Below are 11,546 nucleotides of genomic sequence, written 5' to 3'. Positions count from 1 at the left end.
ATTAATCCCGAGGAGCATACATGAGTATGTGACTCGGGTTAATCCACGAAGCCAATATCCTATAGTGCGAGGTATTAAGCGGTATGAAGCGTTAAGCCAATCAATACTCCAAATAACTCAAAATAGTTCGTGTGGTAGGTAGGCGGCAAGTGTGATTAATCCCGAGGAGCATACATGAGTATGTGACTCGGGTTAATCCACGAAGCCAACACCCCTACCGTGCGAAATATGAAGAGTGAGGACCATCTTCTAAGGTGTCTTTTTTTACATAGTAGGGTAAACTATCCCTCCGTAAATAGGACTCAGGAAACGCTATGCATTGCCCATTTTGCTCAGCTGTAGATACGAAAGTCATCGACTCGCGTCTGGTTGGTGAAGGTGCTCAAGTCCGTAGACGCCGCCAATGTTTACTTTGCCATGAACGTTTTACCACGTTTGAAGTGGCGGAACTTGTCATGCCTCGAGTCATTAAAAGTGATGAAGTGCGTGAGCCGTTTGATGAAGAAAAACTCAATCGCGGTATGCAAAAAGCGTTGGAAAAACGCCCTGTTAGCTCTGATGATATTGAGCAAGCCATTATTTCCATTAAGTCCCAACTCCGTGCAACGGGGGAACGTGAAGTTCCGTCAAAACTCATTGGTAGTTTGGTGATGGACGAGCTGAAAAAGCTCGATAAAGTGGCGTATATCCGTTTTGCCTCGGTTTACCGTAGTTTTGAAGATGTGCGTGAATTTGGCGAAGAAATCGCGAAATTACAGGATTAGCACCAATGATTGAACAAGATAACATTTACATGGCGCGTGCCTTTGAATTGGCGCATCTCGGCCGATTTACCACGTCACCGAACCCGAATGTCGGGTGTGTGATTGTGCGTGATGGCGAAATTGTGGGTGAAGGCTACCACCAAAAAGCGGGTGAACCCCATGCAGAAGTGCATGCACTACGAATGGCGGGTGAGAAAGCGAAAGGGGCAACGGCATATGTCACCCTTGAGCCTTGCAGCCACCATGGGCGCACACCACCTTGCGCAGAAGCGTTGATTAACGCAGGCGTGAGCCGTGTTGTTGCGGCGATGCAAGACCCTAATCCGCAAGTTGCTGGTCGAGGTCTGTACATGTTGTCTCAAGCGGGAATTGAAACTCGCAGCAATGTTTTATTAGACGAAGCTGAAGTGGCAAACCGCGGTTTCTTAAAACGGATGCGTACGGGCTTCCCATATATTCAGTTAAAACTTGCCGCCTCACTGGATGGCAAGACCGCACTAGCGTCAGGTGAAAGCAAGTGGATCACCAGTGCTGCGGCACGCAAAGATGTCCAAGAATTTCGTGCGCAGGCCAGCGCTATTCTAAGCACCAGTAGCACAGTGATTGCGGATGACCCATCACTAACGGTGCGTTGGAACGAGCTCCCTGCGGATATCCAACACGTTTATCCAGAAAGCCAAGTACGCCAGCCAATTCGCATTGTACTGGATAATCACAACCGTGTGACAGCTGACCATAAAGTTACTCAGCTTGATGGTGAGTGTTGGTTAGTTCGTGCAAACCCAGATGCAAGCGCATCATGGCAAGGGAAGGTTGAGCAAATTGCTATTCCTGCTGATGATAACGGCACTGATCTGGTTATTTTGATGATGCAACTGGCGAAACGTAACGTCAATAGTATCTGGGTAGAAGCGGGGGCTAAATTGGCAGGCTCGCTGCTCAAACTGGGTATTGTTGATGAACTGATTGTGTATATTGCCCCTAAATTACTGGGCAACAATGCACGTAGTTTGGTTGATTTCCCTGCATTAAATGCCTTGGTGGATGCGCCAAGATTTGAATTTACAGATGTGACGAAAGTCGGTGATGACCTGCGTGTCAGGCTGCGTCCTGTCTGGTAACTGCGTTTTTTTGAAATTCGCGCATACGATAAACGAAAGAATGTGATAAAATCCGCGCCCCGCGGGTTATAATTAATATTAGAGGAAGACTATGAACGTAATTAAAGGTGTTGTTGCTGCGCCAAAAGCGCGTGTTGCTATCGCTATTGCTCGTTTTAACAACTTTATTAATGATAGTCTGCTGGAAGGTGCTGTTGATGCGTTAGAGCGCATCGGTCAGGTTTCAAACGACAACATTACTATCGTTTGGGTGCCAGGTGCCTATGAATTGCCATTAACCGCGAAAGCGCTGGTTGAAACCAAAAAATATGATGCTGTTATCGCATTAGGTACGGTTATCCGTGGTGGTACTGCTCACTTTGAATATGTTGCAGGTGAGTGCAGCTCCGGTCTGTCCCACGTTGCAATGAATAGCGAAGTGCCTGTAACTTTCGGTGTATTAACCACTGAAAATATCGAGCAAGCTATCGAACGTGCGGGTACTAAAGCGGGTAACAAAGGTGCTGAGGCTGCATTAACGGCACTTGAAATGATTAATGTAATTAAAGCCATCAAAGGCAAATAATACACAAATAATAGAATGTCGCATGATGAGAGTGTCAATCTCCATGCGGCAAAATTGTTTTGTGTATAGTTTTTAAATTTAAGGGGAATCTTGTGAAACCTGCTGCTCGTCGCCGCGCTCGTGAGTGTGCTGTACAGGCCATTTATTCATGGCAATTATCTGGCAATCCAATTGCTGAAGTCGAATATGAGTTTATTGCTGAACAGGACATGTCAGACGTTGACGTAAACTATTTTCGTGAACTGTTATCAGGCGTTGCGACTAATGCAATCAAGCTTGACCAACTGATGGCGCCTTATTTATCTCGTCAACTCGAAGAGCTGGGTCAGGTAGAAAAAGCGATTTTACGTATCTCCATGTTTGAATTAAGTTTCCGTGAAGATGTACCTTATAAAGTTGCAATTAATGAAGGTATTGAATTAGCGAAAGTTTTTGGTGCAGAAGATAGCCATAAATTCGTTAACGGTGTATTAGACAAAGCGGCACCTGCGGTTCGCCGTAAAAAATAATAATATCAGGGTTCCCTCCTGTAACACTACAGTAGTCGAGAGGTAGGCTGGGTTCCAGTCTACCTTTGTACTTATAGGCTCGTCATACTTTAAGTTACAGGTGTATTGGCTAAAATGTCCTTAGATGCGGGTTTTAGTCGACTCTAGGTAGGGCAATAATTTGCCGCCTATTTGTAGCTTGAATTATTCAGAGTATAAATTATTTATTTCGTTTAAAACGAAAATAGAGATAGCGAAAACGGAAAATCTACCATGTCATATGGCGAATTTGACCTCATCGCACGTTACTTTAACCGTCAAACCACTAACCGACGTGATGTGAATATCGGTATTGGCGATGACTGTGCGTTGATGACCATCCCGGAAAAACAGCAACTTGCTGTGAGTACTGATACTCTTGTTTCCGGTATTCATTTCCTACCTACGATTTCTCCCGCTGACCTTGCGTACAAATCATTAGCCTCTAATTTAAGTGACCTTGCTGCAATGGGGGCTGATCCTGCTTGGGTTTCTTTAGCCATTACACTGCCTTGTGTAGATTGTGAATGGTTGCAGTCCTTTAGTGATAGCTTGTTCGAACAGTTAAATTATTATGGAATGCAATTAATTGGCGGTGATACGACGCGTGGGCCAATGAGCTTAACGTATACTGTGCACGGTTTAGTGCCTGTTGGCAAAGCGATGTCCCGTTCTGGTGCGCGTAATGGTGATTGGATTTATGTGACGGGTACATTGGGGGATAGCGCGGCGGGCCTCGCTATTTTGCAAGATAGGCTGCATGTCTCGAACACAGAAGATAAAGCGTGGTTAGTTGCACGCCATTTGCGTCCTCAGCCTCGTATTTTACAAGGGCAAGCCTTACGTAATTTAGCCTCTTCAGCGATTGATATTTCTGATGGCTTGGTTTCCGATTTAAACCATATTTTGAAAGCCAGTGGCTGCGGTGCGCGGATCAACTTAGATTCGTTGCCACAATCGGAAGCACTAAAGCAAAGCTGTAGCGTAGAGCAAGGGCGTTTATGGTCGCTCAGTGGCGGTGAAGATTATGAACTGTGCTTCACGGTGCCTGAAATAAATCGTGGTGCGTTAGAAATGGCACTAGCGCATACAGGGTCTGGTTTTACCTGCATTGGGCAGATCAAACCACAGTCCGAAGGGATTAGCTACTTTTGCAATAACCAAGAAGTTGATGTAAACCTTAAAGGTTTCGATCACTTTGTTTCGGAAGGTGTCTATGGCGACTAGCCAAGAAAAAGCAGAAGCCAAAAAACGGTTAAACATGCGTAATCCGTGGCACTTACTTGCTACGGGTTTTGGCAGTGGATTATCGCCTATTGTGCCTGGCACAATGGGTTCACTCGCTGCAATCCCATTCTGGCTATTGATGTCAGGCTTACCCGTTTGGAGTTTATGGGTGGTGATTGTCGCCGGCTTCTGGATTGGCTGTATGATTTGCCAACGTACCTCCGATGATATGAAGATCCATGACCACGGCAGTATTGTCTGGGATGAATTTATCGGTATGTGGATCACGTTAATGGCGATCCCTGTGGTTGATTTTGAATGGGTTATCACCGCTTTCTTTATTTTCCGTATTTACGACATGTGGAAGCCTTGGCCGATCCGTATTTTTGATCGGAAAGTCGGTGGCGGTTTTGGCATTATGATCGATGATATCATCGCGGCAATTTTTGCTTATATCACGGTTTGGTTATGTGTTACGTTTAATCTGCTCTCCTTTTTATGATTATGAGTAGAATGAGAAAGGCCATCAATCGATGGCCTTTCTTTTTTGCTTGTTAACATGTTTAAAATATTATTTTTTTCGACGACTTATCCCCATTATTGATGTTTGTGCTAACGTTAATCCTTTGGTTTCTGGCGCAAACAGTATCGAAACGACTAAGCCTAATAACGACACGCCCGCCCCCATTAATACCACATTGCTAATACCATATTCACTGATAAATACAGGCAGAGCCCACGTAGAAAAAATAGTTCCGATACGGCTAATCGACATGATCACGCCAACAGCAGAAGCTCGGATATCGGTTGGGAACAGCTCGTTTGGGTACAGCCATTGCAAGATCCCTGGCCCTCCAGAGAAAAAGGCGTAGATCCCAAACATAATGATCACCAGACATATCCCAAGGTTGGAGAATAGCCCAAGGATCGCCAGTGCAAGTGTCATAATGGCAAAGCTGCCAATAAGTAAGGGGCGTCTGCCCATTTTATTGAGCCAATACATCGCAGGGACGCAGCCTAACATAAAAAATAGGCTGATCACGACATTACCGAGCGCGGCGTTTTTACCTTGATCCCAACCGAGTTGCCCAACAATTTGCGGGCCAAAGGTGTAGATGGCGAACATTGGGATTACTTGGCAAGTCCAAATAATCGCGGTGAACATAACAAAAGAAAAATGGCGCTTGGTGAATAATTGCAGAAAATGGGTTTTTTTCTGTTCTTCCGCTTCAAACACAACCGGTTGCCCGAATAGCTTTTCCATCATTTTTTCGCATTCTTTAATTCGTCCTTTGCGTATCAACCACAGTGGAGATTCTGGCAAGTCAAAGCGACCAATCAAAATAACGATGCAGGGGATCACCGCACTGCCTAACATCCAGCGCCAGCCACCTTCAATATCGTACAATGCATAACCCACAAGGTTGGCACAAGTTGCACCCACGTACCACATTGCTGCAATAAAGCCGACGGCAAATGCCCGTTGCTTGGTGTTAGAAAATTCGGTGATCATTGAAGTGGCGATTGGGTAGTCTGCACCAATCACGATACCAATCAAAAAGCGCATAAGAAGTAGCTGTAATGGCGTGGAAACAAACATAGTCGCGACAGAAATGACGCCGATTGCCACAATATCAATGAGGAACATTTTGCGCCGACCGACTTGGTCGCATATATAGCCAAAGAGCGATGTACCGATAAATAACCCTGCAAGGGTTGCTGCACCCAGTAAGCCTATCCATTCGCTGGTTAAGTTGAGTACTGGGGTGAGTTGTTCTAGTGCGACACCGATCAGGACCAATACATAACCATCAAGAAAAGGCCCGCCGCTGCCCCATAGCATGATCCGCCGATGCACGGAGGAGAATTGAATATCATCAAAACTTTTCGGTTTCATTATGTATCCCAGTGTCAGCGTAAAATACGCAATAAAGCTCTCGAAGCTTTTGAAACTTCGAGAGTAATGCTAATCAGCCGTAACGAAATTCAATGCCGAAAGTGCCGCGTGGGTATTCCCACTTTTCGAGTGCACCCTCTAAACCTAAAATACGGCAGGTACCGCACTCAAGGCATCCGGCATAGTCAAAACGAACTGAGCCATCTTCTTGTTTTTTATATAAACCTGCGGGGCAGGCCTTTGTTAAAGTGTCGAGCACTTGCATATCTGGGTGCTCTTTGATGACGATATGTGGGTTTTCTTCATCGACATTAAATTTATTAATGCCAAGTTTGACGTCCACGTTAACTGGCTGGCTCATATTGCTCTCACTCCTTTAATTCCATCCTTGATTAAATTCATGAAGCCCACTTTTTTCGCATGTTGCACCATGGTTTTACGCAGTGGAACCGGCGCTTCATCTGAGATGGTAAACAGCTTTTTCGCAATCCCTACCGCCATTTCAGGGTAAGCCGTAAACATGCGTGGGTTATCTAAGAATTCAGGCATTTTTTGGTACATTTTCATGTCCCGAAGTGGCCCTTCATTTAACAATGTGAGGTATTCACTTAACCCTTGTTTGCTAAAATCTTCTTTTTTCATTGCGTTAAGTACGGTTTTGGCTGCGGCTTCTCCAGAAGCAACCGCTAAATCCATGCCGCGAATGGTAAAGCCAAGATTCATACACATACCCGCGGCATCACCCGCAATTAACACGCCATCACGGACAAGTTCCGACTGCATTTTTAAGCCCGCTTCTGGTACAACGTGTGCAGCGTATTCAATCATTTTGCCGCCTTCAATTAACGGGGCGACGGCTGGGTGCTGTTTAAAATCTTCTAACATTTGTGGAACGGATTTTTTGGCATCTTTGATATGATGCAGACCACAAACCAAGCCTAAAGAAACCGTGTCCTCATTGGTATATAAGAACCCACCGCCCATTAGCCCATCAGTTGGTGACCCCGCAAACAGCCATGCAACACCTTCATTGTCTTTAATATTGAAGCGGTTACATAAAACATCTTTAGGGAGTTCGATTAACTCTTTAACCCCAACGGCGACATGTTCAGCACTCACACGCTTTGTCATGCCAATTTGCTCAGCGAGCAGTGAGTTTACCCCATCAGCCAAAATGACAACTTTGGCTTCAAGTACATCGCCATCCGCTTCGACACCAACGATTTTGCCATCTCGTTCTACCAGTTTATCAACACGAATGCCTGTAATGCATTGCGCTCCCGCATTTTCTGCTTGTTCTACAAGCCATGGGTCGAGTTTACCGCGTAAAACAGACCAAGACGTTTCATCAGGCTTTTGCTCTGCACTATTTTGGAAGTCGACAGTGACGGCACCTGTATCGGTCATAAATGACAGTCTTTCACGGGTGATCATACGTTCGATAGGTGCTTCTTGGGTGAATCCAGGAATAATGCGTTCTAAACTGTGGGCATACATTCGCCCACCTGTAACGTTTTTCCCGCCTGCGTAGTTTCCTCTTTCAATTAGGAGAACTTGCGCACCTTCACGGGCAAGCACCAGTGCAGCGACAGAACCCGCTAGGCCTGCGCCAACAATGATTGCATCAAAAATATCATCGGACATAGTTTCTCCAAATCTTACAAAACAGTGGAGCCAATGCCCCACTGCGATAGGCTTATTTCGCCAATTGCTGCGTTAAAGCAGGCAGAATTTTGAATAAATCACCGACAATTCCATAGTCTGCAAATTGGAAGATTGGCGCGTTTTTATCTTTGTTGATGGCGACGATAGTTTGTGCGCCATTTGCCCCGACCATATGCTGGATTTGCCCTGAAATACCGACAGCAAGGTAAAGTTCAGGTTTGAGCATCAGGTTAGAAATTCCAACGTAGCGCTCGTGTTCCATCCATTTTTCGTTTTCAGCGACAGGACGAGAACAGGCGATTTCAGCGCCAATGGCATCTGCAAGAGTTTTGGCAATGGCAATATTCTCTTGGCTACCAATACCACGGCCGACACTCACCACAAGGCGAGCTTTGTCTAATTCCACGGAGTTGCCTGCTTTTTTCTGAACCGAGGTACGTACAACAGATTGTTTTGGTTCGACCCATTGTGCAATTTGAGCAGCATCGCTACGTGATGCATCACTTGCAGCTGCTTCAAAGGTGCCGGTGGTAACGGTTGCAATGGAAAATATGCTATTTAAGGTTTCTTGACCAAAAGCTAAACCGCCATAAACCATATGTTTAATAACCGCTTTGTCAGCTTCGACCGTAATCGATGCCGCATCATTCGATACAGCGGCTTGTAGCCTTGCCCCTAAACGAGCAGCCAGTAATTTTCCACGACGTGTATTCGGTAGTAGCAACAGACCTTTGTCGCCATGTTGTTTGATGGTCGCAACGATGGTGTCAGCGTAGTCTTCTAAAATACGGTCATCAGGTTTGCCCGTTAATTGAAAGACTTGTGTTGCACCCAATTGAAATGCTTGGGAACTTTGTGTTTCATCTAACGCTAATACATTTACTTGCTCACCGAGGGTGAGTGCTCCGCCAATCAGTTCGGGTAGACGGGAAGCCATATCACTAAATACCCAAACGGTTGATAATTTGCTCATGACGCCTCCGATTAAATGATTTTTCTTAAATGTTCAGCAAATTGTGCAATTTGGTCGTCGCCATCACCTTCAATAATGATGCGTTGACGCACTTTTTGCTTTGGTGCTGCAATCGATTGAGCCGATAAAGCGGCGACATCTGCGAGGGCAATATCTGCAATGCCCCAAGCTTGAACGGGTTTTTTCGCAGCGCCTAAAATTGCTTTCATAGACGGAATAACAGGGACGTTAATATCGGAGGTCACCGCAATAATGGCCGGCAGCGGAAGCGATAATGTTTCAATTTCATCTTCAAGTTCGCGCTCAACGACAATGTTATCTGCCCCAAGAGAAACAATTTTCTTCACGCCATTAATGGCAGGGACTTGCAGGCTTTCACCCAGTAGAATGCTGACTTGCTGCGCATTGAGGTCAGCAGAGCCGTCACCACAAATGATTAAGTCAAAACCTATTTTCTGTGCCGCTGCACCAAGGGCGATCGCACTTTGATGAGGAAGGGCATGTTCGAATTGGTCGTCAATAACTACGACTAATTCATCTGGGCCGCGGGATAATACGTCTTTACGGCCTTTCATGTTGGTCAGTACTTTGCCACCAATACTTAATGCTGTGATTTTGCTATCGGGTTGTTGCGCTTTAATTTGATTAGCCGCTTCGATGGCATTTAAATCATATTGACTAATTTTGGTATCCGCACGGGAAAAGTCTAAAGAGCCATCTGAGCTATTAATAATAATATCTTGTTCATCTGGAACAGATTTATAGCATGTAATAATATTCATTACATCTCCTAAAATATATTTAATAAATATGATCCGTTTTGGTTTCGGATTATATAATTATCATGAACTGGATATTTAAAAATAAAACCTAGGTCACCAATATTGAAAACTTGAAATTAAACGCGTTTTAAATATTCATACTGCTACCTTACTCACCAATATTGTAAAAATCATCAACTTAGCGACGGAATGTTCAATACTGCTACCCTAATCACCAATACTGAAGGTATTTAATAACATTGTCGTTACACTATATTTTATCTGTTTGTATTAATTGGTTATTTTGATAATAAAAATACGAAAAAATAGTAACAAATATTTATCACGAATAATATTGTGACCTTAATAACAGAATTGTTAATGACGAGCCGACATGATTTGAATAGTGATTGGATTAATAATTAATTAAATTTATGGGAATTAAATAATAAATAAGTGGTGAGGTATTGAGAATAATATCTATTTTAAAACTTATGTATTAAATAATAAATCGGGATCGAACTATGAGCAAAGAAAATAAAAAAGGTGGGATAGAACCTAAAGTGTTTTTTCCTCCATTGATCATTGTTGGACTATTGTGTTGGTTAACCGTCCGTGACCTTGATGCTTCGAATGAAGTGATCAACCAAGTGTTTAGCTACGTGACAAACGTGTGGGGCTGGGCATTTGAATGGTATATGGTCGTGATGTTTGGTGGCTGGTTTTGGTTGATTTTAGGACCATACGCTAAAAAACGCCTAGGGGAAGAGAAGCCTGAATTTAGCCGTGCGAGCTGGATTTTCATGATGTTCGCTTCGTGTACATCGGCAGCGGTGCTTTTCTGGGGGTCTATTGAAATTTATTATTATATTTCAACACCACCTTTTGAATTTGCACCTTATTCTACTCAGGCGAAAAGTATTGGGCTGGCCTATAGCTTATTCCATTGGGGGCCGTTACCGTGGGCAACTTATAGCTTCTTAACTGTCGCTTTTGGTTACTTCTTCTTTGTACGTAAAATGGATGTTATCCGCCCAAGTAGCACATTAGTACCGCTGGTGGGTGAAAAGCATGTTAATGGTTGGTTCGGAACAATCGTTGATAACTTCTATTTAGTCGCGTTAATTCTAGCAATGGGTACCAGCTTAGGGTTAGCAACACCGCTAGTCACTGAGTGTATTCAGTATTTGTTCGGTATTCCTCACACCTTACAACTTGATGCGATCATTATTTTCTGCTGGATCATTTTGAACGCAATTTGTGTGGCATTCGGTCTGCAAAAAGGGGTGAAAATTGCCAGTGATGTGCGTAGCTACTTGAGCTTCTTAATGCTTGGGTGGGTGTTCATTGTCGGCGGTGCCAGTTTTATCGTTAACTACTTTACCGATTCTATCGGGGTATTAATGATGTATATGCCGCGCATGCTGTTCTATACAGATGCGGTCGGTAAAAGCGGTTTCCCACAAGGCTGGACAGTATTCTATTGGGCTTGGTGGGTTATCTACGCTATCCAAATGTGTATTTTCCTCGCACGTATCTCTAAAGGTCGTACTGTTCGTGAACTGTGTATTGGTATGGTTGCGGGTCTGACCGCAGGTACCACGCTAATTTGGACGATTTTAGGCAGTAATACACTGCAACTTGTTGACCAAAACATTATTAACATTCCAAAACTGATTGATGAGTTTGGCGTTCCACGCGCCATCATTGAGACATGGGCTGCCTTACCTTTGAGCACTGTAACAATTTGGGGCTTCTTCATCCTCTGCTTTATCGCCACTGTGACACTGATTAATGCCTGTTCCTACACCCTCGCTATGTCGACTTGTCGCGCAGTGAAAGACGGTGAAGAGCCGCCATTGTTAGTGCGCATCGGTTGGTCTGTCTTAGTGGGTGTCATCGGCATTGTTTTACTGGCACTCGGCGGATTGAAACCAATTCAAACAGCGATAATTGCCGGAGGATGCCCACTTTTTTTCGTCAACATTATGGTAACGCTCTCGTTTATTAAAGATGCCAAAGTGCATTGGAAAGATGACTAATTTA

General features: G+C 44.3%; 12 protein-coding genes. 7 read left to right on the top strand and 5 right to left on the bottom strand.

Annotated features, from left to right (window positions below):
- Positions 1–314: 314 nt before the first annotated feature.
- From nrdR to pgpA, 6 genes are all read left to right on the top strand, one after another.
- Positions 315–764, top strand: a complete 450-nt coding sequence (gene nrdR, locus ABWP91_RS08725) for a transcriptional regulator NrdR (RefSeq protein WP_206084569.1) — start codon at positions 315–317, stop codon at positions 762–764.
- An 8-nt stretch (positions 765–772) separates the two neighbouring features.
- A complete protein-coding gene (ribD, locus tag ABWP91_RS08720; RefSeq protein ID WP_353242938.1) occupies positions 773–1,885 on the top strand; it encodes a bifunctional diaminohydroxyphosphoribosylaminopyrimidine deaminase/5-amino-6-(5-phosphoribosylamino)uracil reductase RibD in 1,113 nt (370 codons plus the stop codon).
- Positions 1,886–1,976: 91 nt separating this feature from the next.
- The gene (gene ribH / locus ABWP91_RS08715) at positions 1,977–2,450 is read left to right on the top strand and encodes a 6,7-dimethyl-8-ribityllumazine synthase (RefSeq protein ID WP_206084570.1); all 474 of its coding nucleotides are present in this window, start codon (positions 1,977–1,979) and stop codon (positions 2,448–2,450) included.
- Positions 2,451–2,542: 92 nt separating this feature from the next.
- Positions 2,543–2,959 carry a transcription antitermination factor NusB gene (gene nusB / locus ABWP91_RS08710; protein WP_353242935.1) on the top strand — a complete coding sequence of 139 codons (417 nt, stop codon included), beginning with the start codon at positions 2,543–2,545 and terminating at the stop codon, positions 2,957–2,959.
- Positions 2,960–3,211: 252 nt separating this feature from the next.
- Positions 3,212–4,204, top strand: a complete 993-nt coding sequence (gene thiL / locus ABWP91_RS08705) for a thiamine-phosphate kinase (protein ID WP_353242934.1) — start codon at positions 3,212–3,214, stop codon at positions 4,202–4,204.
- A complete protein-coding gene (pgpA, locus tag ABWP91_RS08700; protein ID WP_353242933.1) occupies positions 4,194–4,706 on the top strand; it encodes a phosphatidylglycerophosphatase A in 513 nt (170 codons plus the stop codon). Before thiL ends, pgpA begins: the two co-directional genes overlap by 11 nt.
- Before the next feature lie 69 nt (positions 4,707–4,775).
- On the opposite strand, the gene ABWP91_RS08695 is transcribed toward pgpA, so the two are convergent.
- The 5 genes from ABWP91_RS08695 to fixA all read right to left on the bottom strand — a co-directional run bounded on the left by ABWP91_RS08695 (position 4,776) and on the right by fixA (position 9,521).
- Positions 4,776–6,101 (bottom strand): MFS transporter, encoded by a 1,326-nt coding sequence (locus tag ABWP91_RS08695; RefSeq protein WP_502935798.1) that lies wholly within the window; start codon positions 6,099–6,101, stop codon positions 4,776–4,778.
- A gap of 73 nt (positions 6,102–6,174) precedes the next feature.
- Positions 6,175–6,462, bottom strand: coding sequence for a ferredoxin-like protein FixX (gene fixX, locus ABWP91_RS08690; protein WP_219245730.1), 288 nt, complete (start codon positions 6,460–6,462; stop codon positions 6,175–6,177).
- Positions 6,459–7,745: an FAD-dependent oxidoreductase FixC gene (fixC, locus tag ABWP91_RS08685; protein WP_353242932.1), complete on the bottom strand. Its 1,287-nt coding sequence runs from the start codon at positions 7,743–7,745 to the stop codon at positions 6,459–6,461. The genes fixX and fixC overlap by 4 nt, the downstream gene beginning before the upstream one ends.
- 52 nt (positions 7,746–7,797) lie before the next feature.
- Positions 7,798–8,739, bottom strand: coding sequence for an FAD-binding protein (locus tag ABWP91_RS08680; protein WP_353242931.1), 942 nt, complete (start codon positions 8,737–8,739; stop codon positions 7,798–7,800).
- An 11-nt stretch (positions 8,740–8,750) separates the two neighbouring features.
- The gene (gene fixA / locus ABWP91_RS08675; RefSeq protein WP_353242930.1) at positions 8,751–9,521 is read right to left on the bottom strand and encodes a putative electron transfer flavoprotein FixA; all 771 of its coding nucleotides are present in this window, start codon (positions 9,519–9,521) and stop codon (positions 8,751–8,753) included.
- Between the two features lie 503 nt (positions 9,522–10,024).
- On the opposite strand from fixA, the gene caiT reads away from it, so the two are divergent.
- Entirely contained in the window at positions 10,025–11,542 is a 1,518-nt protein-coding gene (gene caiT / locus ABWP91_RS08670; RefSeq protein WP_219245734.1) for an L-carnitine/gamma-butyrobetaine antiporter, read from the top strand.
- The last annotated feature ends 4 nt before the right edge of the window (positions 11,543–11,546 follow it).

Source organism: Providencia sp. (assembly GCF_040396775.1).
Lineage (GTDB): Bacteria > Pseudomonadota > Gammaproteobacteria > Enterobacterales > Enterobacteriaceae > Providencia.
The sequence above is the reverse complement of the archived record's forward strand: the minus strand, read 5'-3'. Positions and strand labels throughout refer to the sequence as shown.